Here is a 24,840-nt window from a genome sequence, read left to right as displayed (position 1 = left end):
ATTGTATCCAGAATTCGCGCACACGTGCGGTGGGCGACGGGCTCGACGGGCGCAGGTCTAGACTGATGCCCCAGAAGCGGGGTCGGAGCCGACCTCGGATGCATGAAAAGCAGGGGATGATGAAGCGAGCTGAACAGCGAGCGCAGACGAGACAGGCGCTGCTCGAAGCGGCTTCGCTCGAGTTCGAGGCCAATGGCTATGCCGCCACAGTCCTCAGTGATATCTCGGACCGACTCGGCATGACCAAGGGAACGGTCTACTTCCACTTCCCGACGAAGGCGCTCCTCGCCAAGGCCGTCTCGGCGACCTGGACTGAGATGTGGGATGCGGAGATCGCTCGCTCCCGCGACCGCGGGCTCTCGCTCGACGAGCTCGAGTCACTGATGATCCGGATCGCAGAGCGGTTCCAGTCCGATTCGCTCATGCGGGCCACGATCCGTCTGGTGCGCGAGCGCGAGCTCATCGAGGAAGAGCTTCCGAGGCCCTTCGACGCCTGGCTTGAAGTGACCAAGGAAGCGCTGCAGGCGTCACGGGAATCGGGGGTGCTCCGCGACGACATCGACGTCGATGCGGCCGCCTGGCAGGTGCTCGCGAACCTGGTCGGCATCCAGATGCTCATGCAGGATCTGAACGACGGCAGGAGCATCGTCGAACGCGTTCGAGAGATGTGGGCGGTCCACCGCGTGACACTCGCGAACCCGGGCCGAACGGCCGACGTCGCGTCGTCGTGAACATGTGATCGAGACGGGGCGCCGACCTCGTCGCGAGACGACAGCTCTGCGGGCAAAGATCAGTCTCGAGTAGGGCATGAAACTCCCGGAACCAGTCCTTTCGGGTGATTCCGAGGATCTTCACGGTCGACAGTATGGGAGGGCGTCGGGTTGTCACCCGGCGCCCTGTCGCGTCGAAAGGTCCCTCTGTGTCTGTGCTCACTCGTCTGAGTCTCAAGTATCGAATTCTGATCGGACTGCTGACCGCTGCAATCGCGGCGGCCGGAATCATCTCGACGGCGCAGCTCAAGCAGGAGCTCATGCCGTCGGTGGAGGTCCCGCAGGGGTTCGTGACGGCGACACTGACCGGGGCCTCGCCCGACGTCATGGTGACCGAGGTCACCGAGCCCATCGAGAACGCTCTCCGTGGCGTCTCGGAAGTGCAGTCCGTGACGTCGACGACGTCGGAGGGGTTCGCCCAGATCGTCGTCTCCTGGAGCTTCGACGCTGACAAGACGCAGGTCGAGGCCGAGCTCCGATCCGCCGTCGAGTCGACGAAGTCGCTCCGCCCCGAGTCCTCCACGGCAGAGCTCAACACGTTCTCGCTCGACGCGCTCCCCGTGCTGACGCTCGGCGCATCCTCCGACACAGACACTGCGACGCTCTCGAAGACGCTCACCGACTCCGTGCTGCCCGCTCTCTCGCAGGTCGACGGAGTACAGAACGTCGAAGTCTCCGGCACCCGCGAGGAGCGAGTGGAGATCAGCCTCCGCCAGGCGGACGTCGAAGCGCTCAAGATCGACACCGCGTCGATCGAGCCGACGCTCACTGCCGCTGGCATCGTGCTCCCCGCTGGAGACGTCACGAGCGGCACCGGGGAGATCTCCGTGCAGGTCGGGTCGCAGCTCAGCTCCCTGGATGCCATCCGCGCCCTCCCGTTCACGACGGAGGACTCGACCGTGCTGCTCTCGCAGTTCGCGGATGTCGACATCAAGGAGATCCCCGCGACCTCCATCTCCAGGGTCAACGGCGCGGAGACCCTGACGCTGAGTGTCACGAAGGCGTCCGACGCGAGCACAGTCTCCGTCGCGCACGGTGTCACGGAGAAGCTCGCAGAGGTCACACCCGGACTCCCCTCGAACGTCGTCTTCACGGAGATCGAGAACCAGGCACCGTACATCGAGCAGTCGATCCACGACCTCTCGGTCGAGGGTGGGCTCGGCCTCATCTTCGCCGTCCTCGTCATCTTCCTGTTCCTCGCCTCGTTCCGGTCGACGATCGTCGCGGCGATCTCGATCCCGATGTCCCTGCTCATCACGATGGTGGGCCTGAACGTGGGGGAGTACTCGCTCAACATCCTGACCCTCGGAGCGCTCACCATCGCGGTCGGACGAGTCGTGGACGACTCGATCGTCGTGATCGAGAACATCAAGCGTCGGCAGGGGGACGGGGCCCTGACGATCGAAGGGATCGTGGGCTCCGTCGGTCAGGTGGCTGGCGCCATCACCGCCTCGACGCTCACGACGGTCGCGGTCTTCCTCCCGATCGCGTTCGTCGGGGACATCGTCGGCCAGCTCTTCCGACCGTTCGCGGTGACGGTCTCCATCGCGCTGGTCGCGTCCCTCGTCGTCGCGCTGACGATCGTCCCGGTGTTCGCGTACTGGATGCTGCGTCGCCCCTCGAAGCCCATGAAGCGCGAGCGGTTCGTCCGTGTGCGTGCAGCCCAGGCCGCCTGGACCGCACGCCAGGAGGAAGCAGCCGAGGGACGTTGGGCTCGTCAGTCGGCGAAGCTCGAGGCGAAGAACGAGAAGCGGGAGCAGCGCGGGAAGTCAGCGCTGCCGGTCCCCACCGCCGCCCCCGGTGTCGTCGCGGCACGGGGCGATGGTGAGGAGGGATCGCCGTACGACGGACTGCAGCGAGCCTTCGTGCCCATCCTCGACGCGACCCTGCGGCACCCACGCCGCACGATCGCGGCCGCGCTCGCCCTGCTGCTGCTCACCGGCATCGGCGCAACCGCGCTCCGTAGCGACTTCCTCGGCAGCATGGGTGATGAGACGGTCCTCGTCGAGCAGAAGCTCCCGCAGGGCACGACCATCGACGAGAGCTTGGCGGGCGCCGAGAAGCTCGAGGCCGTCCTCGCCACGAAGGGGAGCGTCGAGACGTTCGTGAGCTCCATCGGGGCCGGCGGTGCTGGCGGATTCGGGGGCGGTGACGCAGAGAGCACCTCGATCACCGTGATCCCCGCAGAGGGGCAGGATGCGGAGACGGTCGCCAACAGTCTGCGCTCGGACTTCGGCGGGCTCAGCGATGTCGGCGAGGTGACCGTGACCACTGCGGCTTCCTCAGCTCTGGCATCGGACGTTCAACTTGCAATCCAGGGCAACGACGCGGACTCGCTGAGCCAGGCGGCCACGCAGCTCGGCGATGCCGTCAAGGACCTCCCCGGCGTGACGGCGGTCTCGAACGACCTCAGCACGGGCGGCAACGTGGTCATGGTCGACGTCGACCGCAGCAAGGCGGCAGGCTACGGCTACACGCAGGCGACCGTCGGCCAGGCGGTCTCCGCCGCGCTGACCGGGACCCCGCTGGGCACGGTGCGCCTCGAGGGCGTCGACCGCGACATCGTGATCGCGCCGACGCAGGGGCCAGTCGCCCTCGATCAGCTCGCCCTCATGCAGCTTCCCGTGACGGCGGTGCAGCAGCAGCGCGCCATCACGGACGCGACGGACGCGTTCACGGAGGAACAGGAGACGAAGGCCGAGGAGCAGGAGGCTGAGGCGGTCGAGCAGATGCAGGAGACCGTCGACGACGCCGTCGAGGCTCGGGACACGGTGTCCGCGCAGCTCGGCGAGCTGCAGACCCAGCTCGCGACGCTGCAGACGGCGCCGCTGACCCCAGCGGTTCCCGACGCCGGCTCCAGCATGACCCCGGAGCAGGCGGCGCAGGCGGAACGGGACGCGCAGATCGCCGCCCTGACCGAAGCGATCGAGCAGGCAGAATCGGGCATCGAGCAGGCCAACGCCGGTGTCGACGCGGCCGTCAAGGCTCAGGAGGACATGGCGGCTCAGTCGCTCGAGGCAAAGGAGCTGCAGGCCAGGCAGGAAGGGCTCGCCGACACGAAGGCGACGCCCATCCGGCTCGGAGACATCGCAGAGGTCCGCGAGGAGGCGACCCCTGGCGCGATCACCCGCAACGACGGCGCGCGCCAGGTCACGGTTTCGGTCACTCCGGCCGAGGGGCAGTTGGGAACCGTCACGCAGGCCGTCTACGCGGCGACCGACGGTCTCGAGCTTCCCGCCGGTGTCACGTTCGTCGTCGGAGGTGCGTCCGCCGACCAGGACGAGTCGTTCCAGCAGCTCGGCATGGCGATGCTCCTCGCCATCGTGCTCGTCTTCCTCATCATGGTCGCGACCTTCCGCAGCCTGATGCAGCCGCTCATCCTGCTCGTCTCGGTGCCGTTCGCCGCCACGGGAGCGGTGGCACTGCTCCTGCTGACGGATACGCCGCTCGGCCTGCCGTCGCTCATCGGACTCCTCATGCTGATCGGGATCGTGGTCACGAACGCCATCGTGCTCATCGACCTCATCAACCACATCAGGGAGCGCGGTTCGAGCGTGCACGACGCGATCGTGCACGGGACGAGGCTGCGCCTCCGTCCGATCCTCATGACCGCTGCGGCGACGATCTTCGCGCTCGTGCCGATGTCGCTCGGCCTGACCGGGGGTGGCGTGTTCATCTCCAAGCCGCTCGCCATCGTCGTGATCGGCGGCCTGATCAGCTCGACGCTGCTCACGCTGGTGCTGGTCCCCGTCCTCTACTCCAGCGTCGAGCGCCGGAACGATCGACGGGCTGCCAAGCGCGCGGCTCGTAGGGAGCGCAAGGCCGAGGCGGCCGCCGAGAAGACGGCAATCGCCGCGGCTCCCGCCGGAAGCTGACGCAGGGTGGTGCCGCGCAGCAGCGCGGCGCCACCCTGAGCCGATGTGACGCGAGTCGGCGGCAGAATTCGGCAAGCTCCGGCGATCGGGAGAGAATAGACGGATGCATCCGATAGCCGCCCGTGCCCAGCTCGCGACCGCCCACCGCATCGTGGTCAAGATCGGCTCCTCATCGCTCACGGGCGCCGACGGGCACCTGAACCTCGAAGCCCTGCGCTCGCTCGTGCAGGTCATCGCGGATCGCCATGACAAAGGACTCCAGACCCTCCTCGTCACCTCGGGTGCGGTCGCCGCCGGCATCGGGCCCCTCGGTCTCCCATCGAGGCCGCGCGACGTGGCGACTGCCCAGGCTGCCGCCTCCGTCGGGCAGGGGATGCTCGTGGCCCGGTACGCAGAGGCGTTCGCGGATCGAGCCATCACCGTCGGGCAGATCCTGCTCACGGCAGAGGACACCGTGCGGCGCACCCGCTACAAGAACGCGCAGCGATCGCTCGAGCGCCTGTTCAGGCTCGCGGTCGTGCCGATCGTGAACGAGAACGACGCGGTCGTGACCGATGAGCTCCGCTTCGGCGACAACGACCGGCTCGCCGCGCTGGTCGCCCAGCTCGTCGGGGCCGACGCGCTTGTCCTGCTCACGGACGTCGACGGCCTGTACGACGGCCCGCCCAGCCGCGAGGGCACACGGCGCATCTCCGAGGTGCTTGGCCCGAGCGATCTTGAAGGCATCGAGGTCTCCGGCAGGGGCAGCGACGTCGGAACGGGTGGCATGCTCACCAAGCTCGAGTCGGTCTCCATCGCCACGGGATCGGGCATGCCCGTCGTGTTGACGAAGGCGGAGAACGCGCGCGCGGCCATTGACGGGGAGCGTGTCGGCACGTGGTTCGCCCCGACCGGAAAGCGATCGTCGCGCAAGCGCCTCTGGATCGCCCACGCCGCGCGGGTGCAGGGCAAGATCGTGCTCGACGACGGCGCCGTCGACGCCGTGCTCGGCGGGCGAGCCTCGCTGCTGGCTGCCGGAATCGTGGGCGTCGAGGGCGAGTTCGTCGCCGGCGACCCGGTCGAGCTGGTCTCGAAGGAGGGCGTCGTCATCGCACGAGGCCTCAGCGGCTTCGATGCCGTCGAGATCCCCGACATGCTCGGGCAGTCGTCGAGTTCGCTGCGCGAGTCGCTTGGGACCGGGTACGACCGCGAGGTCATCCATCGCGACGACCTGGTGCTCGTGCGCCCGAAGGGGATCCGCGTCGGCTGAGGGCGACCGCTCGCGGCGTAGAATGCTCTGTCATGACGATCTTGCAGGGTGAGCGCGCGGACACGGCGGACCAGGGCGACGCGGACGAGCTGGCGAGCACCGCCATCATCGAGCTCGCCGGGCGGGCACGGGCGGCATCGCGCGTGCTGGCTCGATCGACGCGTGCGCAGAAGGACGGGGCGCTCGTCGCCCTCGCGGAGGCCCTCGTGCGTGCGACGCCCGAGATCCTCGCCGGCAATGCGCAGGACCTCGAGCGCGGGCGCGTCTCGGGCATGTCCGAAGGTCTCCTCGACCGTCTCGCACTGGACGAGTCCCGCATTCGAGCGATCGCCGACTCCCTGCTCGAGGTCGCGGCGCTGCCCGACCCCGTCGGTGCAGTCGTCCGAGGATCGACCCTGGCCAATGGGCTCCGACTCCGACAGCTGCGTGTTCCGATGGGGGTCATCGGTGTCATCTACGAGGCCCGTCCCAACGTCACCGTCGACGTCGCCGGGCTCGCGCTGAAGAGCGGCAACGCCGTGCTCCTCCGCGGCGGATCCGCCGCCGAGCACTCCAACTCGGCCATCATCGGCACGCTTCGGTCGGCACTGGATGCGTACGGGCTGCCCGCCGATCTCGTGCAGTCGATCGACGAGTACGGCCGCCCCGGAGCCCGCGCACTCATGCGAGCCCGCGGGCACGTCGACCTCGTCGTCCCTCGTGGCGGTGCCGGTCTCATCCAGACCGTCGTCCGCGAGTCTCGAGTTCCCGTCATCGAGACGGGAGTCGGCAACTGCCACGTCTTCGTCGACAGCACCGCCGAGCTCGACATGGCGCTCGAGATCCTCATCAACTCGAAGACGCACCGAGTCGGCGTCTGCAACGCGGCAGAGACCCTGCTGGTGCACTCGGATGCGGCAGAGGCGTTTCTCCCCGGCGCCCTCGCGGCGCTTGCTGAGCGCGGGGTCCGCATCCATGGCGACGACCGCACGAGGGCCGTGGCGCCTCGGGACGTCGAGGTGCTCGAGGCGACACACGATGACTGGGCGACGGAGTACCTCGACTACGAGATCGCAGTGCGAGTCGTCGACGACTTCGATCAGGCGCTTGTGCACATCCGCGAGTTCAGCACCGGCCACACCGAGGCGATCGTCACGAGCTCGCTGCAGGCCGCAGAGCGCTTCACCGCTGAGGTCGACGCCGCAGCCGTCATCGTGAACGCGTCGACGCGCTTCACGGATGGCGGCCAGTTCGGGCTCGGCGCCGAGCTGGGCATCTCGACCCAGAAGCTGCACGCTCGCGGGCCGATGGGGCTCGAAGAGCTCACGACGACGAAGTGGGTTGTCACGGGCGACGGCCAGATTCGCGCCTGAGCTGCGGCACCTCCCGCGCGAAGATCAGTCCAGGTGATGACGCGTTCCGTCAGGCTCGCCGCGTAGCCTGATCGGAGACGTTGAAGGGACGATCATGACCAGCACCCCACTGCCCATCGAGAACCAGCCGTCGAACTTCGACCAGCACGACGCCTTCGCCCAGGCGCCGAGCACGGAACGCCCCCAGGGCCTCGACCGAGTCTTCCTCGGTGAGCTCGAGGTGTCCCGAGATCGCATCTCGGGTCCGTACGGCTCCCTCCCGACGGAGGGCTCGACCGTGTTCGTCACGAACATGTCGCGCGTCGAGCGTGCCATCCCGACGTGGGCGATCATCGTCGCGATCGCCGGGTTCTTCGTCCTGACGATCTTCAGCCTCCTGTTCCTGCTGGTGAAGGAGGATCGCGTCGTCGGCGGATACGAGGTCCGCATTTCGAATCCGACGGGAACGCTCACGAGCTTCGTGCCGGTTGATGCGCGCTCCGCAGCCTGGATCTGGCAGGACCTCCAGGGCCGTGCGGCCGCCGCGCGGGAGCTCATCGCGTCGGTAACTTCCACCGTTCGCTGACGTTCATCTCGGCGACGCGGTGGCGCCGTGTTTCGGCGCTACGCTGGAGCGCGTGAAGGCCTACGACTCGCTGTCCGTATCCACTGTTCTCCCTCCTGAGCTCGCGCCGCTGCGCACTCTCGCCAAGAATCTGCGCTGGTCCTGGCGCTCGAGCGCCGAACGGCTCTTCGCCGGCATCGACGAGCAGCTGTGGCGAGCGTGCGGCCGCAATCCCATCGTGATGCTTCGCTCACTTCCGGCATCCCGCGTCGCCGAGCTCGCGGCAGATCCCGAGTTCGTCGCGCGGCTCGGTCACGAAGCCGAGGATCTCTCGGCCTACCTCGACAGCGACCGCTGGTTCCACAAGCACACGCGGGGTACCGCGGACGAGGCGACGAGCGTTGCCTACTTCTCGATGGAGTTCGGGATCACGGAGTCGCTCCCCGTCTACTCCGGCGGTCTCGGTGTGCTCGCGGGCGACCATCTCAAGAGCGCAAGCGACCTCGGGGCGCCGATCATCGGCGTCGGCCTCCTCTACACCTACGGGTACTTCTCGCAGACCTTGTCCCGCGAGGGATGGCAGCAGGAGGCTTACGCGGAGCATCCGCCGAAGGACCTCGCCGTCGATCCCGTGTTGGACGCGTCGGGTGCCCAGTCCCGCGTCTCTCTTGCCTTCCCGGACGGGCGGACCCTCGAGATCGCACTCTGGGAGGCCCAGGTCGGCACTGTGCCGCTACTGCTCCTCGACACGAACCTTCCGGAGAACCCTGAGGATCTCCGCGCGATCACGGATCGGCTCTACGGTGGAGACGCCGAGCACCGCATCCGGCAGGAGCTGGTGCTCGGCGTCGGCGGAGTACGAGCCGTGCAGGCGTACGCGGAACTCAACGGACGCCGGCAGCCGACCGTCTTCCACCTCAACGAGGGGCACGCGGGCTTCTCGGGCGTCGAGCGCATCGGTCAGCTGATGGCTGGCGGCGAGACGTTCGAAACCGCGCTCGCCGCAGTGCGGTCGAGCACCGTCTTCACGACGCACACGCCGGTTCCCGCCGGCATCGACCGCTTCGACGCACATCTCGTGCAGCGCTACCTCGGCTCGTCCGGCGGTCTGACCCTGGTGCCTGACGTTCCGCTGGCACGCATCATGGAGCTCGGGGCCGAAGACGACCCTGGCCGCTACAACATGGCGCACCTCGGTCTTCGCCTCGCGCAGTACGCCAACGGCGTCGCGAAGCTGCATGGCGTCGTGTCCCGAGGCATGTTCGCCAAGCTGTACCCGGGTGTGGCCGCAGAGGAAGTCCCGATCGGCTCGATCACCAACGGCGTCCACATCCCGAGCTGGACCCGCCCGTCGATGCTCCGGGTCATCGAAGCCATGAACGGCGGACGCGAGCTCGCGACGTCCGGCACGTGGAACCACCCGGAGGCGGTCGGCGCCGAGGAGCTCTGGCGCATCCGCGGTGAGCTGCGGGCCGAGCTCGTCAGACGGGCCCGCGAATCAGTTCGCGCCTCGTGGCAGGCGCGAGGCGCACAGGACGCGGAACTCGGCTGGATCCGAGACGTGCTGGATCCCGAGCGGCTCACGATCGGCTTCGCTCGTCGAGTCTCGACCTACAAGCGCCTCACCCTCATGCTGCAGGACCGAGATCGGCTCGCCCGCATCCTCAACAATCCCGATCGTCCCGTCCAGTTCGTCATCGCCGGCAAGGCGCATCCCGCCGATATGGGCGGCAAGCAGCTCTTGCAGGAGCTGGTGAACTTCGCCGATGAGGCGGGGGTTCGCGACCGCATCGTGTTCCTCCCCGACTACAACGTCACGATCGCGAAGCACCTCGTGGCCGGCAGCGATGTGTGGCTGAACAACCCCGTGCGTCCACAGGAGGCATCCGGCACCTCGGGCATGAAGGCCGTCATGAACGGGTGCCTGACGTTCTCGATCTCAGATGGCTGGTGGGATGAGATGGCGGACGACGCTGTCGGGTGGACGATTCCTGACACCAGCGGAGTCGATGAGCGCACGCGTGACGCTCTTGAGGCCGGTGCGCTCTACGACATCCTCGAGCACGAGATCGCGCCGCTGTTCTACGCGCGCGATGAGCGGGGCCTTCCTGTCGAGTGGGTAGAGAAGGTCCGCCGTTCCGTGTCGGTTGTCGGCCCGAAGGTCGCCGCCGAGCGCATGGTGCGGGACTACGTCACCGACCTCTACCTGCCTGCGGGCGGTTCGGCACGCGTTGCCTCCGACCTCGTCGCTACACGCTCGTTCGCGACTTGGCTCGGCGACGTGCGGGCGGCCTGGCCGGGCGTCCGCGTCGCGTCCGTGGTCGCGGAGAACCGCGAGCCGAAGGCGGGGGAGAGCGTCCGTCTCTCGGCAAGAGTCGAACTCGGCGGGCTGAGTACTGACGACGTCCTCGTCGAAGCCGTCGTGGGTGCTCCCGACGCCGAGGGTGAGCTGCAGAGTACTCGGATCGTCGAGATGCGGCCTGCCCACGAGGGGGGATCGACGTTTGTCGTCGACGTTCCGATCGACGAGCCTGGACTGCTCGGCTACACCGTCCGGGTGCAGCCGAGGCACGCGTTCCTGCAGGCTTCGGCCGAGCTGGGACTGGTCCGTCTCCCCGTGTAGGAGATCGCTCCTGGGTGGCGGCGCCGAAAGTAATGACAGGCTTGTCATTCGGCGTCGTCGTCGGGCATAATTCAAGTGACGACAGAAATGTCGACGTCTGGTAAACGATGCAGTTCGCATCCATTCATCACGTGATCGTTGGGGAAGACGAATCACCAAACGAATGGAGGAGAACTCATGGTTGCACCGAACGCAGGAGGGGTGCTCTACGTGCACTCCTCTCCTAAGGCGCTTTGCCAGCACGTCGAGTGGGGTGTCGGTCGCGCCCTCGGGTACGCCGTCAACCTTCCCTGGATCGACCAACCGGTCATTCCAGGGCAGTTGCGTGCGGAGTTCACCTGGGAAGGCGAGCCTGGCGCTGGGGCGGCCATCGCGTCGCACCTGCGCGGCTGGGCCCACCTTCGCTTCGAAGTCACCGAGGACGCGCGTCCTGGCGTCGATGGCGGTCGCTGGATGCACACGCCTGAGCTTGGTATCTACTACGCCCAGACGGATGCCTCTGGCGGCGTCGTGGTTCCGGAAGATCGCGTTCGGTACGCGATGGAGATCGCTGGCGGCAACGCCTCCGAGCTCCACCGCGAGCTGCGCCTCGCGCTTGGGCAGGCTTGGGACGACGAGTTGGAGCCTTTCCGCATCGCCGGCGACGAGAGTCCCGTCGTGTGGATGCACCACCGAGTCGGCTAGGCCCGCCAAGCGGATGGTCCGCTGAGAGGCGGACCGGAAGCTGTTCTCGACACTCCAAGACTGTGGCCCCTCAGGTTCTCACCTGAGGGGCCACAGTTCTTGCTGCCGGACGTCGAGGCGGCCGGCAGAGGGGGAGGATCTACACTCCGCGGAACGCGACGACGGCGTTGTGCCCGCCGAAGCCGAACGAGGTCGAGATGGCGACCTTGCCCGGTGCGTCGAAGGGACGCGGCTCGGTGACGACGTCGAGGTGGATCGCGGGGTCCTGCTCGTTGAGGTTGATCGTCGGGGGCAGTGTCCCCTCCGAGAGGGCAAGCACGGTGAACATGGCCTCGAGGGCTCCCGCGCCGCCGAGCAGGTGGCCTGTGGACGCCTTGGTCGCGGAGACGGGAATGGAGGCGAGGTGCTCGCCGAAGACCGACTTCAGCGCCTTGAACTCAGCGATGTCGCCGACGGGCGTCGAGGTGGCGTGTGCGTTGATGTGCGTGACGTCCTCGACGGACACACCGGCCTGGCCCAGTGCGGCGGTGATCGCTCGTGCCGCCCCGGTGCCCTCTGGGTCCGGTGCCGTGATGTGGTGTGCATCCGCCGTGACGCCCCCGCCGATGAGCTCAGCGTAGATGCGCGCACCGCGCGCGAGCGCGTGCTCCTCGGTCTCGAGCACGAGCGCCGCAGCACCCTCGCCCAGGACGAAGCCGTCTCGGCTCACGTCGTAGGGACGTGACGCGTGCGATGGGTCGTCGTTGCGCTTCGACAGGGCCTGCATCGCCGCGAAGGAGGCGACAGGGAGCGGGTGGATTGCCGCCTCGGAGCCACCGGCGACGACGACATCGGCGAGGCCCTGCTGGAGGTGCTCGTAGGCGTCTGCAATGGCTTCCGTGCTGGATGCGCATGCTGAGACGACCGTGCGAACACCGGCGCGGGCCTTGATGTCCATGCCGATCGCTGCTCCTGGGCCGTTCGGCATGAGCATGGGAACGGTGAGCGGCATGACCCGGCGCGGGCCCTTCTCGCGGAGCGTGTCCCAGGCGTCGAGGAGCGTCCAGACTCCGCCGATGCCGGTTGCCCAGTCGACGAGGAGGCGTTCGGCGGGGATATCGCCGACGGTGAGGCCTGCATCGGCGAAGGCCTCACGGCCCGCGATGAGCGCGAACTGGCTTGAGGGGTCGAGGCGCTTGGCCTCGTGGCGGGGGAGTACCTCGCTTGCCGGGACCTTTGCGGTCGCGGCGAATTCGATGGGGATCTCGTACTTCGCGACCCATTCGGCCTCGAGTGTGCGAGCTCCTGATTCACCGGCGAGGAGCGCTTCCCAGGTGCTGCGGGCGGTGCCGCCCAGCGGGGAAGTCGCACCGATGCCGGTGACGACGATTTTCTTGGTCATGACAACTGCTCCTGAATGAACTGGGGCGAAGGTGAGACAGTCACTAAGAGTGGGCGGCAGAAGCCGCCCACTCGAAGCGAGGGATCGTCCTTAGGACGCTGCGACGATGAAGTTGACGGCGTCGCCCACGGTCTTGAGGTTTGCGACCTCGTCGTCCGGGATCTTGACGTCGAACTTCTCTTCAGCGTTGACGACGATCGTCATCATGGAGATCGAGTCGATGTCGAGGTCGTCGGTGAAAGACTTCTCAACGGTGACCGTGTCAGCCGCGATTCCGGTCTCGTCGTTTACGAGCTCAGCGAGTCCCGCGAGAACTTCGTCGTTGGTAAGTGCCATGGTGTTTCTCCTTGATTGTCAATGACCGAGCCAAGTGTATTGGTCGGCGGGGGTGCGTGGGGGAGGCGTGCGGTGACTTCTGGGGCCCGTTAGGGCAGGACGACGACCTGGGCGCCGTACACGAGGCCCGCGCCGAAGCCGATCTGGAGGGCGAGTCCGCCCGACAGCTCGGGGTTCTCCTCGAGCAGGCGATGCGTCGCGAGGGGCACGGAAGCGGCCGATGTGTTGCCGGTCGTTGCGATGTCACGGGCGATGATGACGTGGTCGGGCAGCGCGAGCTGCTTGGCGAACTCGTCGACGATGCGCATGTTCGCCTGGTGCGGGATGAACGCGGAGAGCTGATCGGCGGTCACGCCTGCCTCTTCCAGCGCGCGGCGCGCGACCTTCGCCATGTCCCAGACGGCCCAGCGGAAGACGCTCGGCCCGTCTTGGCGGAGTGTCGGCCACTCGGAGCCGCCCTGGCGGTAGTCCTGCAGGCTCGCGTTCATGGAGACGGCTTCCCAGCGGGACCCATCGGAGCCGAGGATCGACTTGGAGATGCCGGGAGCGTCGCTCGGGCCGATGATCGCAGCCCCCGCGCCGTCGCCGAGCAGGAAGGAGATCGTGCGGTCCGTGGGGTCGATGAGGTCCGACAGCTTCTCGGTGCCGACGACCAGGACATGCTCGGCGACTCCAGTGCGAACCAGCGCATCCGCCTGCGCGACGGCGTAGCAGTAGCCGGCGCACGCGGCGTTGAGGTCGTAGGCAGCAGCCGGCGTCGCACCGACGAGGTCGGCGAGGCGCGCAGCGAGCGACGGGGTCTGCATCTCGTTGCTGATGGTCGCGACGATGACGGCGCCGATGCGGCTCGGGTCGATGCCCGAGCGTTCGATGGCCTCGCGTGAGGCGTCGACGGCGAGATCGAGCGCGCTCGTCTCCTCGTTCGCTCGGACGCGGGTGATGACTCCCGTGCGCTGGCGGATCCACTCGTCAGACGAGTTGATCGGCTCGATGATCTCCGAGTTCGGGACGACGCGCTCGCCGCGGGCGGCGCCCATGGCGAGGATGCGCGTGTACTGCGCGCCCGTCGACTGCACAAGGGTCGGTGTTGCTGTGGTCATGCGAGTCCTCTCGAGGATGCTCTTGGCAGTTCGGTGTGCTCAGGCGTCGGCCGCGATGCGTTCGCGTGCCACGTCGAGGTCTGCGGGAGTGGAGAGTGCGAGGGTCGGGGTTCCCTTGAGTGCTCGCTTCGCGAGTCCGCTCAGGGTGCCGGCCGGGGCGAGCTCGATGAGCGAGGTGACTCCGGCGTCGGCGAAGGAGCGCATGCAGGCGTCCCAGCGCACTGGCTGCGCGAGCTGCCGGATGAGGGCGGCACGGAACTCCACTCCGTCGGTCACGACCGAGCCGGTCTCGTTCGACCAGATCGTGCGGACGGGGTCTCGGACCTCGAAGTGCTCAGCATCCGCGGCCAGCGTCGTGCGCGCCTGCTCCATGTAGCGGGTGTGGAAGGCGCCTGCCACCTTGAGCGGGATCACGCGTGTTCCTGGTGCGGGCTCGCTGCGGAGTGTCGCGAGTGCCTCGGGTGCGCCGGCCGCGACGATCTGTCCGCCGCCGTTGAAGTTGGCGGGGGTGAGGTCGAGTTCCGCGAGGCGTGCGAGAACCACGTCCTCGTCACCGCCGAGAACAGCGCTCATGCTGGTGGGAGTGGCGGCGGCGTCCTGTGCCATCAGCTGCGAACGGCGCGCGACGAACCGCATCGCAGTGTCGGCGTCGAAGATTCCCGCCGCGTAGGCGGCCGTGATCTCGCCGACGGAGTGGCCGGCGACCCCACCGATCGCCGCTGCCGCGCCGGGGATCTCCATGAGGGAGTTCCAGGCGAGGATGCCGGCGGCGACGATGAGGGGCTGTGCGACTGCGGTGTCGCGGATCGTGTCGGCGTCAGACTCCGTGCCGTGCTTCACGAGGTCGATGCCGGACGAGGCAGACAGCTGCTCGAGGGTGTCTCGGTTCCTGGTGTCTTCGATCCAGGGGAGCAGGAAGCCTGGAGTCTGGGAACCCTGGCCTGGGCAGGTGACGACAATCATGGATTCCATCATGACAGCACCTGAGCGTTCAGCCCTGTAGCAACAGTCCCAAGAACTCGAAAGATCATTAGAGGTTTTCTAGTGCGAAGTGCGGCGGCTGCGTCGAGCCACGTTGCTTGCGGGGGTTCCGCCCGACTGGCGGCGGGGTTCTGGCTGCTTCGGCTCGGCGATGTTCCCGAGGATCAGCGCGCACTGGAGGATGAGCGCCTCTCGCGGTCCGGTGGCGTCCCAGCCGATGACCTCGCTGACGCGCTTGAGGCGGTAGCGGACCGTGTTGGGGTGCACGAAGAGCTCGCGGGCCGTCGCCTCGAGCGAACGTCCGTTGTCGAGGTAGCACCAGAGCGTCGTCAGCAGGTCGCTCTGGTGATCGGCGAGTGGCCTGAAGACCCTCGCTACGAGCGTCTGCCGTGCGAGCGGGTCGCCCGCGAGGGCACGTTCTGGGAGGAGCTCGTCGGCCAGCATGGGGCGCTGCGCCTTCCTCCACGCACCCGCCACTGCGAAGCCGGCGAGCGCGGCGCGGGCGCTGCGAGAGGCCTCGACCACGCTCGGCACGGGCGGGCCGAGGACGAGGCGGCCGTCGCCGAAGCTGGGCTCCAGCCGCTCGGCGATCTCCATGAAGGGCACCTGCTCGCCTTCGTCCCCTTCACCGGTGGGGTGGGCTCGACCGATGACGAGCACCAGCCGACCTCCCTGCACGCCGACGAGGAGGTCGACCTTGTTGTGGCGCGCCGTCCGGCGGATCTGGTCGACCTCGAGGATCCTCGGGGTCGTCCCGACGAGCACGCTGACCTCGCCATGCCCGTGCCAGCCGAGCGCGGCGATACGGCTCGGGAGCTCGTCGTCGTGCTCGCCGGTGAGGATCGAGTCGACGACGAGCGCCTCGAGGCGCGCATCCCACAGGCCTCTGGCCTCGGCCGCGCGTGCGTACACGTCGGCCGCGGCGAACGCGATATCTCGCGAGTACTTCAGCACCGCTTCACGCACGTCGCCGTCGGTCAGCTTCGTGCGCTCCTCAACGACCTCCACGACAACCCGGATGAGCTGCAGCGTCTGCTGCAGGCTCACCGAGCGGAGGAGCTCTCGAGGTGCCGAGTCGAACACGTCGGCCGCCACCCATGGGGTGGCAGTCGGGTCTTCGAACCAGGCGATGAAGGATGAGATGCCCGACTGGGCGACGAGGCCTACGGCACTACGTCGCCCAGGGGGCATGTCACCGAACCAGGGAAGGGTGTCTTCCAAGCGCTTCACCGTTGCGGTCGAGAGCTCTCCCGAGATCGATCGCAGCCAGTTGAGCGTCTGTTCCTTCGTGCGTGGAGCGGGCATGATTCCGAACTGTGAGGAGGCGAGCAGGGGAGGAGCGCTGTTAGGCGTCTCCGCCCGCGCTGCCGCTCGTGCCGGCCTTCGGGTTGTGGAGGTCGTACTTGTCGATGGCCTCCTGCACGACCGAACGGTCGATCTTGCCCTGCGTCGCGAGGCGCTCGAGAGCACGAACGACGACGGAGTGGCTGTCGATCAGGTAGTACCGACGTGCGGCGGGACGCGTGTCGGAGATGCCGAAGTCGTCGGCACCGAGCGTCGTGAAGTCGTTCTTCACGAACGGACGGATCTGGTCCTGAACCGCGTGCGAGAAGTCGCTCACGGCGATGACGGGGCCTTCCGACGCCTGGAGCTTGTCCGTGACGAAGGGAACCTTGGGCTCCTCGTTCGGGTGCGTCCAGTTGTACTCCTCGGCACGGAGGCCGTCGCGACGGAGTTCGTTCCAGGACGTGACCGACCAGACTTCAGCCGCAACACCCCAGTCCTTCTCCAGGAGCTCCTGCGCTTCGAGGATCCACGGCACACCGACACCCGAGGCGAGCAGCTGGACGCGCGGTCCCTGCGCTTCGGTTCCCTTGAGGTAGTAGATGCCCTTGAGGATGCCCTCGACGTCCACGTTCTCCGGCTCAGCTGGCTGAGCCATCGGCTCGTTGTACACCGTGAGGTAGTACATGACGTTCGGGTCCTGCTTCGGGTTCTCCGACTGGGAATCCGGGCCGTACATCCGCTCGATACCCGCTTGCATGATGTGTGCGAGCTCGTAGGCGAAGGCGGGGTCGTAGGTGACGACTGCCGGGTTGGTGGCTGCGATGATCGGCGAGTGGCCGTCCATGTGCTGCAGGCCCTCGCCGGCGAGCGTCGTGCGCCCGGCCGTGGCTCCGATGAGGAAGCCGCGCGTGAGCTGGTCTGCCGCCGCCCACATGGCGTCGGCGGTGCGCTGGAACCCGAACATGGAGTAGTACATGTAGATCGGGATCATCGCCTCGCCGTGCGTCGAGTACGACGAACCGGCTGCCGTGAACGCGCCCATGGCGCCGGCCTCGTTGATGCCGACGTGGTTGATCTGCCCCTGCTCGCTCTCGCGGTAGGCGAGGAGCAGCTCGCGGTCGACCGACATGTAGTGCTGGCCGTTCGGGTTGTAGATCTTCGCGGTCGGGAAGAACGCGTCGACGCCGAAGGTGCGGGCCTCGTCCGGGATGATCGGGACGATGCGCGACCCGAAGTCCTTGGACCGCATGAGGTCCTTGAGGAGGCGGACGAACGCCATGGTCGAAGCGATCTCCTGCGTGCCGGAGCCCTTCTTGATAGACGCGTAGGTCTTGTCGTCCGGCACGGCGATCTGCGTGAACTTCGAGCGACGCTCCGGCACGAACCCGCCGAGCTCACGGCGACGCTCCTGCATGTACTGGATCGCCTCGTTGTCGGGACCCGGGTTGTAGTACGGGGGCTGGTAGACGTCGGCCTCGAGTGCTGCATCCGAGATCGGGATGTGCAGCTGGTCGCGGAACGCCTTCAGGTCGGGAAGCGTGAGCTTCTTCATCTGGTGCGTCGCGTTGCGGCCCTCGAAGTGCGGTCCGAGACCGTAGCCCTTGATGGTGTGCGCGAGGATGACGGTCGGCTGTCCCTTGTGCTCGGTCGCCGCCTTGTACGCCGCGTAGACCTTGCGGTAGTCGTGGCCGCCTCGCTTCAGGCCCCAGATCTCGTCGTCGCTGTAGTTCTCGACGAGCTTGAGCGCCTCGGGGTCGCGTCCGAAGAAGTTCTCGCGAACGAATCCGCCCGACTCGGTCTTGTACGTCTGGAAGTCGCCATCGGGCGTCTCGTTCATCAGGGTGCGCAGCGCGCCCTTGTCGTCGCGCTCGAGGAGCGAGTCCCACTCGCGACCCCAGACGACCTTGATGACGTGCCAGCCGGCGCCGCGGAAGAAGCTCTCGAGCTCCTGGATGATCTTGCCATTGCCGCGAACCGGGCCGTCGAGGCGCTGCAGGTTGCAGTTGACGACGAAGGTGAGGTTGTCGAGGTTCTGGTTGGCTGCGACCTGCAGCTGTCCGCGCGACTCGACCTCATCCATCTCGCCGTCGCCGAGGTAGGCCCAGACGTGCGAGCCGGAGGCGTCCTTCATGCCGCGGTTGGTGAGGTACTTGTTGAACTGTGCCTGCCAGATCGCGTTGAGCGGCCCGATGCCCATCGAGACAGTCGGGAACTGCCAGAAGTCCTTCATGAGGCGGGGGTGCGGGTACGACGGCATGCCGTGCGGGGCAGCGGACTGCTCCTGGCGGAAGCCGTCGAGCTGCTCGGCGCTGATCTGCCCCTGCAGGAAGGCGCGCGAGTAGTTGCCGGGGGAGGCGTGCCCCTGGAAGAAGACCTGGTCGGGCCCATCCGCGTGGTCGTAGCCCTTGAAGAAGTGGTTCAGACCCACTTCGTAGAGGGTCGCCTGTGAGGCGTAGGAGGAGATGTGGCCGCCGACGGCGACCCCTTCGCGCTGGGCGCGCTGCACCGTCATGGCCGCGTTCCAGCGGATCCATGAGCGGTAGGTGCGCTCCAGCGACTCGTCACCTGGGAACTCTGGCTCGTCCTCGGGCGCAATCGAGTTCACGTAATCGGTGGTTGGAACCATGGGAACGCCGAGGTGGCGCTCCCGAGACCGCTCAAGAAGGCTGAGCATGATGTCTCGTCCGCGCTGGTGTCCCTGCGCGTCTACGACCGCATCGAGCGATTCGCGCCATTCGGCGGTCTCCTCGGGGTCGCTGTCAACGTAATGCTCTGAGTACGGATCCTGGTTGTTAACAGCCACCGTCGACCTCATTTCGTTCCGGGTTCGTCACGTCTATGGCGCGCGCCAGGTTATGACGCGCAGTCCACCGGCTAGCCTATCTTTGGTTTGTGCGATGCACACGCAGGTTGGCGTGAATCCTTGTCGAAGCGCGCACAACCGAACATCGCCGTCGGAGAGGGCCTGATCGTGAGCGAATTCGCGCCGCCGCTTGAGCCCATTTCTCTGGTCGACCACCGGGGTGGGATGGGCGTGGTGGCCGGGCCGGCACCGTCATCGCGGCTCGTCGTGTTCGTTCCCATGGCATTCACGCCCGTGTGCGCCGACGAGATCTCCGACCTCGCCCAGCTGGTGAGTGAAGCCCGGAATCGGCCCGAGTGGGGCTCCGCGCTCGAGGCTCCCGAGGTGCTCGTCGTCTCGACCGACAGCTCAGCTGCGCTCCGAGCGTGGCTCGTTGAGCTCGGCGCAGATGCACTCCTCACCGGCTGCAGCGACTTCTGGCCGCACGGTTCGGCTGCCCGTGCGTATGGTGCGTTCGACGAGGCCGCTGGCACCGCGATGCGACGCTCATTCCTCGTCAGGGCCGACGGCAGCCACCGGGTTGCCGCATCCGCGCGCCCCGGTGAGGCCCGCGTTCGATCGGACCACGCGGCCGCGCTACACTTGCTCGCCGAGGGCCTTTAGCTCAGCTGGTAGAGCGCCACGTTTACACCGTGGATGTCGTCGGTTCGATCCCGGCAGGGCCCACCACTCTCCACCCCTGGTCAGAGGCACATTCGTGCCGAGCCTCCCGCTCCCAGACTCTCGACACAGCGGCCAAATTCCGGTGAGATTCCGGTGGCCTCGAGCCAACCTGAACTCGACGCGGCAGATCGGAAATGTCGGCGATGGTCGGGCACTGGTATCTGCCGTCAGCGAATTTCGGCGAAACACCGACGCGCCACGCTGCATACCAGCAACGGCGAACCTCGACCGACGCCGAGCGATTTCAAGCGTGGATCGCGACCGCAGGCTACGAATTTTCACGCTTCGGGTGAGTTCGCGCATAGAGCCACCATGAGCATTGACATGCACCGACAGCCCACTGCCGTCACGATCGACCCGGCACTCCTCGCGAACCGCCTCATCTCGCTCGACGAACTCTGCGTCTACACCAGCACCCCGAAGAACACGATGTACAAGATCCTCGCGCGCGGTGAAGGACCGACGCGGAGAAAGATCGGACGGGAGTACCGGTTCCGCGTGTCCGAAGTGGACGCGTGGATTGACCAGCTGGCCGTGACGGCGTGACCAGCCCACGCCGGCGCTTGGCCATTCACGGAGGCCCACGATGATCAAGAAACGACCCAACGGCCGCTTTCAGGCGCGCGTGTTCCACGCGGGCAGGGAAGTCGCATCGAAGACCTTCGACCTCAAGAAGGACGCGCTCTCGTGGGAAGACGAACAGCAGCGCAAACTTCTGGCCAACGAATGGGTCGACCCGCAAGCGGGCAAGGCACCACTCGGCACGGTTCTCGACCGATACGTGGAGCAGATGCGTGGAGTCATCAACCCGCACACCTGGGACACCGACGAAGCGAACTATCGCAACCACGTGCCGGCGCAGCTCCGAAAGTGGCCCATCAGCGCGGTCACCGCCGGACAGCTCGACAACCTCTACGCGGACAAGATCAAAGCTGGCCTCGCACGTGGCACCGTGAGCCGCTTACGCGACAGCCTGTCGAGCGCGTTCACCTGGGCCAAACGGCAAGGCATCATCGGCACGAACCCTGTGCTCGAGAGCCGACTGCCGGCGGATTCCGGATCGGAGGTCGAAGACGCTCGAGCCATCCCCTCCGAGGTGCTTAAGGGCATTCTCGAAGCCCTCAGAGCGATGGAGTCTCACTACGTCGACGCGATCGAGTTCCTCGCACTCACCGGCATCCGCTGGGGAGAGCTCAAGGATCTGCGCGTTGGTTCCCTCAGCGACCTCCCTTACCCCCGCCTCGGCGTGGTCAGCAGCGAATCCGACGGATACGAGCGCAAGAGCACCAAAAGCCGCAAACGCCGGTTCGTGCCCCTCGTGCCGCGCGCGATCGAACTGTTCCATCGCAACGCCCGGGGAAAGTCTGCTGAGGACCGAGCCTTCACGTCACCACGAGGTGGCAACCTCAACGGGGGCAACCTCAAGCGCGAGACCATCTGGGCTACGACCGGTCGCGGTTACCGAATCCACGATCTTCGCCACACCGCCGCGACAAACTGGCTCAACGACGGCGTTGATGTTGCCACGGTCTCGGCTTGGCTCGGACACAGCAGCGCCGCCGTCACCCTCCGCATCTACTCGCATTACCTCAGCGCGAGTAACGATCAAGCGGCGCTCGCAAAGATCGCCGCCGCAAACGCTGCGCGAGCCGAGGAGGCCGAGGTGATTTCACTCCAGACTCCACCTGAAATGCTCGGGAACGCTTAGCCCGGGAACAACGAAGCGCCCACCGCGAGGTCCCCGCGGTGGGCGTTTCGTTGGCTTGTACTCAGAGCTCCATGGGGTCCCGTTCCTCCTCGCGGCCATCGGACTCGAATGTGCGCAGGAGCGAGTTGGCGTCAACCATCCGTCGGTCGACGTTGCTCTCCAGCTGCGCCGACTGGTCGTCCCAGATCTCCGCGCCGGAGGAGTCCTCGACGCTGCGGATGAACCCGTCCTCGGAGAAGTGGATTCGAGCGGCCGTCGGCAGGGCATCCTTGACGACCCGGCCCGCCATGGCCCGGGTCTCAGCGTCCTCGGCCTCCCGGACTCGCGCAGCTCGAGCGCGGTTCGCGGCGAAGCGCTGGACCTGCTCCCGCGTCGGCAACGTCTTCCGGTCGTCGTACTCGCTGGCCGGCCACGACAGATCGTAGGTGCCTTCCACCGGGATGCCGTGGTAGCTGGTGGCGTCGGCGACCTTGGCGTTGAACTCGAGGCTGTCCTCGTCGATGTCGTACTCGGGGCCTTGCGCGATGATGTCGCCGTTGGCGTCCATGATCCGGTCGAACTGGGCGTAGCTGCCTCCGTCGTTGTCGTACGTGAGCGCGACCCGGTCCGCGGTCGGGTAGTGCACGGCGGCGGCCGCGGCGATCGCCTCGCGTGTGAGCTCCGCCTTCCGGGCGGGATCCGCGATCTCCCCGAGGTTGTCGAGCGCGCGCAGCTGATCCATCGCAGCGTCGTACCGATGTTCTGCGGCTCGCGTGGATGCCGGGGGAGCAACGGCAAACTGCCCCGGGTTAGGGGCTGTGTGCTGCTGGTTTCCGAACTGGCCGCCGGTGGTGCCGTTGCCTCGGGAGGCTTCTCGGCGGTCGCGGGCGTCGTTGCTGATCGTCATGGGTCATCGTCCTTCGGTCGTGGGTGGGGTGCGGAGGTAGCCGTTGGCCTCGCCGTGCTCGGTGAGGAGCTGGAACCGGTGCAGGGCGCCGGGGTCGCTGTCGGGGGAGACCCGCCCGTCAGCGGTGCGCTCGAGGCGCGCCATGGTCGCTGCGAGCTCGGCCGCGTACGTGGATCGGGTGACGTGAGCGTTGATCGATTCCCGCTCGCTGCGGCGGACCTCGTTTGCGGCCTCGCGCGCTGCGCTGGCTGCGACCTGGTAGCCGTCGCGGGTCTGCCGGGCTTGGCGGAGCTGCTCCTGCTCTGCCGTGGTCGTGCGCCCGAACGGTGCTCGGTTCTGTGCGCGCTCCAGCTTGTCGAGCTTCGCCTGCGCCACATGGAGTCGGTTCGCGGCCTCGCGTTCGGGGGTTAGCTCGCTTGGTGCCAGGCTGGCGTCCCAGACGGCCTTCGACACCGGCGCCACCCTGGAGTTCGGAAGCGTCAGGTAGTAGGTCGTCCGCCCGTCGTCGCCGACCATGGCCGTCTTGCCGTGGACCTCGCTGCGGCGGAGGTACTCCTCGAACGTCGAGACCGTGCCGTCCTCGTCGCGGACGAGCTTCGCGAGCTCACGTTCTGCGCGCGTCTTCGCGCCGGGGGTGCAGTTCCAGGTGTCGAAGGTGCAGGCGGAGGCTGGGGGAGCGAGGGAGGGTGGCGCATCCGCGACGGAGTATTCCTCGAACGCGGACGGGTCGGTGATGTTGTAGGAGAGGCCCGTGCGGGTGTCGTACTCGGCCTTCGGCATCAGGAACTGCCGCTCCTCACCCGTGGAGGCGCGGCGGGCGATGACGCGCACCATCCCGTCTTCGGCTGCCCAGGCACCGTGCGTCACGAAGTTGTCGACGTTTGCCTTCCGTTCGAGCTCCGCATCCCGCCCAGTGGACTGCCCGGGCTGGAGCGTCTCGCCAGTCACGGCTTCCCACTCGTCGGGGAACCAGTTCCGGATTCGCTCCTCGGCCTGCTCGCGAAGGTCGTCCGGGCTCTCATCGCCTTGGACGAAACTCTCCGGGAACCTCGCTCGCACAAGGTAGTGATCCCCGTCCTCCTCGTACCAGCCGCCGTCCTGTCGCCACTGCTCCGGGATCGCCCGATTGCGTTGAGGGGAGAGCTTGATGCCGCCGTGGCTGGCGGTGCCGACCTCTGCGATGCCGACGTCATGGTGCACGACGTCCTGTACCTCGCCCCAGGGACTTTCATCGCCCTCGGCGATCGTCACCTCGCCCCAGTTCGGGCCAGCGTCGAACGCGGACTCGTCGGGTGCGGAGTGGGCTTGGTAGCCGAACTCGCCAGGCTTGGTGCCGTGCCCGCGCGCGGACTCTCGGCGGGCGGCGGCGCCCGAGGTGATGTGGGACATGCGGATGGCCTCCAGAGTGCTCGTACCGGGACTGTGTGCGGCGCTACGCCGCGACGAGCATCCGCACGGTCGCGCGGGTGTCCCGGCGGGGAGCGTTGGCGAGGGGGCCGCGCCATTCGGGCAGGTGCTCGGCGAACAGCTCCAGCGCTTCTTCGTCGATGGGGCGGAGCTTCTTGACGCTGGAACCGCGGGCGCGAACGCGGAGTACGTTGAGGGTCTGACCGGCGCGACGCTCGGGGTCCTGCTCGATGCCGAAGGTGCGCGGTAGCTTGCCGAACTCCTCGGCGAAATCGATGATGAACTGGGCGCGCTCGAGGTCGTTGGCGAACATCTTCTGTCGGCGAGGGACACGCCTCGGCGGGCGCTTGTGCGCTGCCAGGTCCGCGACCGTGGTCAGGAACTCGTCGGTGAGCGAGTCCGGGTCGCTCGTGCGGATGAGGTCGAGAACGCCTCGCCACCATTGCCCGATGTGGAACTCGTGTGGGCCGACGCCGGCGGCGCGGCGCTGGACTGGCGGCTTGCCGTGTTCGTCCTGAAACTCCCGGAAGGCGAGGGCGTGCCAGGCGAAATCCTGAGGGCAGTTGCTGATGCTGCAGGGGGTGTTCATGCCGGGCTATGCGGGGGCCGCTCGCGCGATGTACAGAGCTAGGAATGTCCGAATACAGGTCCCTGCCTTTGTACATTTCTGCACGCGGCCGGCGCGGGCTCCCGCATAGCCAGGCATGAGCAAACTTGACCTCCGCAGCACGTCCAGCCCCGCCGCGATTCGAGCGGACGAGCTCATGCCGAAGCACCTCGGCGGCACCATCCAGTTCCTCCGCGAAGGGCGCCTGCTGACGGGCGAGTTCCGACAGCTCTACAGCCTCGGCCACCAGGGTGAGAGCGGCATCTTCGTGCACGTCCTCCTGGACGAGTCCGAGCTGCACCGGGACCTCTATGGCCTCTGCGAGCACCTCGCGGACGGCATGCACCTGGCGGAGATCCAGCTGACGCCGGAGGTCGAAGTCTCGCTGTCTTTCGCCGACGGCTCCGCGGGCGCTGCCGTTGCGCAGTCCCCGCGGCCGAAGATGCTGACGCTCTGACGGACTGACGCTCTGACTGACTGGGCCGGGATCGGTGCCCGCATAGGTGTGCAGACGCCCCGCACGA

At 67.3% G+C, this 24,840-nt stretch carries 20 protein-coding genes and 1 tRNA gene; 12 read left to right on the top strand and 9 right to left on the bottom strand.

The annotated features are described in order from the left end of the window. Positions 1–119: 119 nt before the first annotated feature. The 7 genes from ITJ61_RS04590 to ITJ61_RS04560 all read left to right on the top strand — a co-directional run bounded on the left by ITJ61_RS04590 (position 120) and on the right by ITJ61_RS04560 (position 11,097). The gene (locus tag ITJ61_RS04590; RefSeq protein ID WP_181059305.1) at positions 120–731 is read left to right on the top strand and encodes a ScbR family autoregulator-binding transcription factor; all 612 of its coding nucleotides are present in this window, start codon (positions 120–122) and stop codon (positions 729–731) included. A gap of 188 nt (positions 732–919) precedes the next feature. Beyond that, positions 920–4,645 carry an efflux RND transporter permease subunit gene (locus tag ITJ61_RS04585; protein ID WP_323744296.1) on the top strand — a complete coding sequence of 1,242 codons (3,726 nt, stop codon included), beginning with the start codon at positions 920–922 and terminating at the stop codon, positions 4,643–4,645. Between the two features lie 103 nt (positions 4,646–4,748). Further along, a complete protein-coding gene (gene proB, locus ITJ61_RS04580; protein WP_104241413.1) occupies positions 4,749–5,894 on the top strand; it encodes a glutamate 5-kinase in 1,146 nt (381 codons plus the stop codon). Between the two features lie 32 nt (positions 5,895–5,926). After that, on the top strand, positions 5,927–7,246 hold the full coding sequence (locus ITJ61_RS04575) for a glutamate-5-semialdehyde dehydrogenase (protein WP_194685639.1): 1,320 nt from the start codon (positions 5,927–5,929) through the stop codon (positions 7,244–7,246). 94 nt (positions 7,247–7,340) lie between these two features. Further along, a complete protein-coding gene (locus tag ITJ61_RS04570; protein ID WP_104241411.1) occupies positions 7,341–7,811 on the top strand; it encodes a hypothetical protein in 471 nt (156 codons plus the stop codon). A 52-nt stretch (positions 7,812–7,863) separates the two neighbouring features. After that, positions 7,864–10,413, top strand: a complete 2,550-nt coding sequence (glgP, locus tag ITJ61_RS04565) for an alpha-glucan family phosphorylase (protein ID WP_194685638.1) — start codon at positions 7,864–7,866, stop codon at positions 10,411–10,413. A gap of 177 nt (positions 10,414–10,590) precedes the next feature. Beyond that, the gene (locus ITJ61_RS04560; protein ID WP_104241409.1) at positions 10,591–11,097 is read left to right on the top strand and encodes a DUF3145 domain-containing protein; all 507 of its coding nucleotides are present in this window, start codon (positions 10,591–10,593) and stop codon (positions 11,095–11,097) included. A gap of 139 nt (positions 11,098–11,236) precedes the next feature. On the opposite strand, the gene ITJ61_RS04555 is transcribed toward ITJ61_RS04560, so the two are convergent. The 6 genes from ITJ61_RS04555 to aceE form a co-directional block, all read right to left on the bottom strand. Further along, positions 11,237–12,478: a beta-ketoacyl-[acyl-carrier-protein] synthase family protein gene (locus ITJ61_RS04555; RefSeq protein ID WP_194685637.1), complete on the bottom strand. Its 1,242-nt coding sequence runs from the start codon at positions 12,476–12,478 to the stop codon at positions 11,237–11,239. A gap of 90 nt (positions 12,479–12,568) precedes the next feature. Further along, complete coding sequence (locus ITJ61_RS04550; protein ID WP_068479114.1) at positions 12,569–12,814, bottom strand: acyl carrier protein; 246 nt, start codon at positions 12,812–12,814, stop codon at positions 12,569–12,571. An 89-nt stretch (positions 12,815–12,903) separates the two neighbouring features. Continuing rightward, the gene (locus ITJ61_RS04545) at positions 12,904–13,914 is read right to left on the bottom strand and encodes a beta-ketoacyl-ACP synthase III (RefSeq protein WP_104241407.1); all 1,011 of its coding nucleotides are present in this window, start codon (positions 13,912–13,914) and stop codon (positions 12,904–12,906) included. Positions 13,915–13,953: 39 nt separating this feature from the next. After that, positions 13,954–14,877 carry an ACP S-malonyltransferase gene (locus tag ITJ61_RS04540; protein WP_104298684.1) on the bottom strand — a complete coding sequence of 308 codons (924 nt, stop codon included), beginning with the start codon at positions 14,875–14,877 and terminating at the stop codon, positions 13,954–13,956. 78 nt (positions 14,878–14,955) lie between these two features. Further along, positions 14,956–16,200 carry a PucR family transcriptional regulator gene (locus tag ITJ61_RS04535; RefSeq protein WP_104241405.1) on the bottom strand — a complete coding sequence of 415 codons (1,245 nt, stop codon included), beginning with the start codon at positions 16,198–16,200 and terminating at the stop codon, positions 14,956–14,958. 40 nt (positions 16,201–16,240) lie between these two features. Then, positions 16,241–18,985 carry a pyruvate dehydrogenase (acetyl-transferring), homodimeric type gene (gene aceE, locus ITJ61_RS04530; RefSeq protein ID WP_104242081.1) on the bottom strand — a complete coding sequence of 915 codons (2,745 nt, stop codon included), beginning with the start codon at positions 18,983–18,985 and terminating at the stop codon, positions 16,241–16,243. 120 nt (positions 18,986–19,105) lie between these two features. Between aceE and ITJ61_RS04525 the strand changes: the two genes are divergently transcribed. The 4 genes from ITJ61_RS04525 (at position 19,106) to ITJ61_RS04510 (ending at position 21,416) form a co-directional block, all read left to right on the top strand. Then, entirely contained in the window at positions 19,106–19,648 is a 543-nt protein-coding gene (locus tag ITJ61_RS04525) for a redoxin domain-containing protein (protein ID WP_146081368.1), read from the top strand. Further along, positions 19,639–19,714, top strand: a tRNA-Val gene (locus ITJ61_RS04520). The genes ITJ61_RS04525 and ITJ61_RS04520 overlap by 10 nt, the downstream gene beginning before the upstream one ends. A gap of 306 nt (positions 19,715–20,020) precedes the next feature. Then, positions 20,021–20,254 (top strand): helix-turn-helix transcriptional regulator, encoded by a 234-nt coding sequence (locus ITJ61_RS04515; RefSeq protein WP_194685636.1) that lies wholly within the window; start codon positions 20,021–20,023, stop codon positions 20,252–20,254. A 40-nt stretch (positions 20,255–20,294) separates the two neighbouring features. Next, complete coding sequence (locus tag ITJ61_RS04510; protein WP_194685635.1) at positions 20,295–21,416, top strand: site-specific integrase; 1,122 nt, start codon at positions 20,295–20,297, stop codon at positions 21,414–21,416. Positions 21,417–21,477: 61 nt separating this feature from the next. On the opposite strand, the gene ITJ61_RS04505 is transcribed toward ITJ61_RS04510, so the two are convergent. From ITJ61_RS04505 to ITJ61_RS04495, 3 genes are read right to left on the bottom strand one after another with little or no spacing between them, the layout of a single operon-like run. Beyond that, a complete protein-coding gene (locus ITJ61_RS04505) occupies positions 21,478–22,302 on the bottom strand; it encodes a hypothetical protein (protein ID WP_194685634.1) in 825 nt (274 codons plus the stop codon). Positions 22,303–22,305: 3 nt separating this feature from the next. Continuing rightward, on the bottom strand, positions 22,306–23,691 hold the full coding sequence (locus tag ITJ61_RS04500) for a DUF7007 domain-containing protein (RefSeq protein ID WP_194685633.1): 1,386 nt from the start codon (positions 23,689–23,691) through the stop codon (positions 22,306–22,308). 43 nt (positions 23,692–23,734) lie between these two features. After that, positions 23,735–24,298, bottom strand: coding sequence for a hypothetical protein (locus tag ITJ61_RS04495; protein ID WP_194685632.1), 564 nt, complete (start codon positions 24,296–24,298; stop codon positions 23,735–23,737). A 115-nt stretch (positions 24,299–24,413) separates the two neighbouring features. On the opposite strand from ITJ61_RS04495, the gene ITJ61_RS04490 reads away from it, so the two are divergent. Beyond that, positions 24,414–24,773 (top strand): hypothetical protein, encoded by a 360-nt coding sequence (locus ITJ61_RS04490; protein WP_194685631.1) that lies wholly within the window; start codon positions 24,414–24,416, stop codon positions 24,771–24,773. Positions 24,774–24,840 lie beyond the last annotated feature (67 nt).

This window comes from Pseudoclavibacter sp. VKM Ac-2888 (assembly GCF_015351285.1).
Taxonomy (GTDB): domain Bacteria; phylum Actinomycetota; class Actinomycetes; order Actinomycetales; family Microbacteriaceae; genus Pseudoclavibacter.
Note: the sequence above shows the minus strand (reverse complement) of the source record. Positions and strands in the feature narration are given on the sequence as shown.

What these genes read in the sequence shown, in the direction of transcription:
- ITJ61_RS04545 (WP_104241407.1), bottom strand. Translation starts at nt 13,914, where the DNA reads ATGACCACAGCAACACCGACCCTTGTGCAGTCGACGGGCGCGCAGTAC.
- ITJ61_RS04490 (WP_194685631.1), top strand. Translation starts at nt 24,414, where the DNA reads ATGAGCAAACTTGACCTCCGCAGCACGTCCAGCCCCGCCGCGATTCGA.
- ITJ61_RS04570 (WP_104241411.1), top strand. Translation starts at nt 7,341, where the DNA reads ATGACCAGCACCCCACTGCCCATCGAGAACCAGCCGTCGAACTTCGAC.
- ITJ61_RS04560 (WP_104241409.1), top strand. Translation starts at nt 10,591, where the DNA reads ATGGTTGCACCGAACGCAGGAGGGGTGCTCTACGTGCACTCCTCTCCT.
- ITJ61_RS04555 (WP_194685637.1), bottom strand. Translation starts at nt 12,478, where the DNA reads ATGACCAAGAAAATCGTCGTCACCGGCATCGGTGCGACTTCCCCGCTG.
- ITJ61_RS04590 (WP_181059305.1), top strand. Translation starts at nt 120, where the DNA reads ATGAAGCGAGCTGAACAGCGAGCGCAGACGAGACAGGCGCTGCTCGAA.
- ITJ61_RS04500 (WP_194685633.1), bottom strand. Translation starts at nt 23,691, where the DNA reads ATGTCCCACATCACCTCGGGCGCCGCCGCCCGCCGAGAGTCCGCGCGC.
- ITJ61_RS04575 (WP_194685639.1), top strand. Translation starts at nt 5,927, where the DNA reads ATGACGATCTTGCAGGGTGAGCGCGCGGACACGGCGGACCAGGGCGAC.
- ITJ61_RS04515 (WP_194685636.1), top strand. Translation starts at nt 20,021, where the DNA reads ATGAGCATTGACATGCACCGACAGCCCACTGCCGTCACGATCGACCCG.
- ITJ61_RS04535 (WP_104241405.1), bottom strand. Translation starts at nt 16,200, where the DNA reads ATGCCCGCTCCACGCACGAAGGAACAGACGCTCAACTGGCTGCGATCG.
- proB (WP_104241413.1), top strand. Translation starts at nt 4,749, where the DNA reads ATGCATCCGATAGCCGCCCGTGCCCAGCTCGCGACCGCCCACCGCATC.
- ITJ61_RS04550 (WP_068479114.1), bottom strand. Translation starts at nt 12,814, where the DNA reads ATGGCACTTACCAACGACGAAGTTCTCGCGGGACTCGCTGAGCTCGTA.
- ITJ61_RS04510 (WP_194685635.1), top strand. Translation starts at nt 20,295, where the DNA reads ATGATCAAGAAACGACCCAACGGCCGCTTTCAGGCGCGCGTGTTCCAC.
- ITJ61_RS04505 (WP_194685634.1), bottom strand. Translation starts at nt 22,302, where the DNA reads ATGACGATCAGCAACGACGCCCGCGACCGCCGAGAAGCCTCCCGAGGC.
- ITJ61_RS04495 (WP_194685632.1), bottom strand. Translation starts at nt 24,298, where the DNA reads ATGAACACCCCCTGCAGCATCAGCAACTGCCCTCAGGATTTCGCCTGG.
- ITJ61_RS04540 (WP_104298684.1), bottom strand. Translation starts at nt 14,877, where the DNA reads ATGATTGTCGTCACCTGCCCAGGCCAGGGTTCCCAGACTCCAGGCTTC.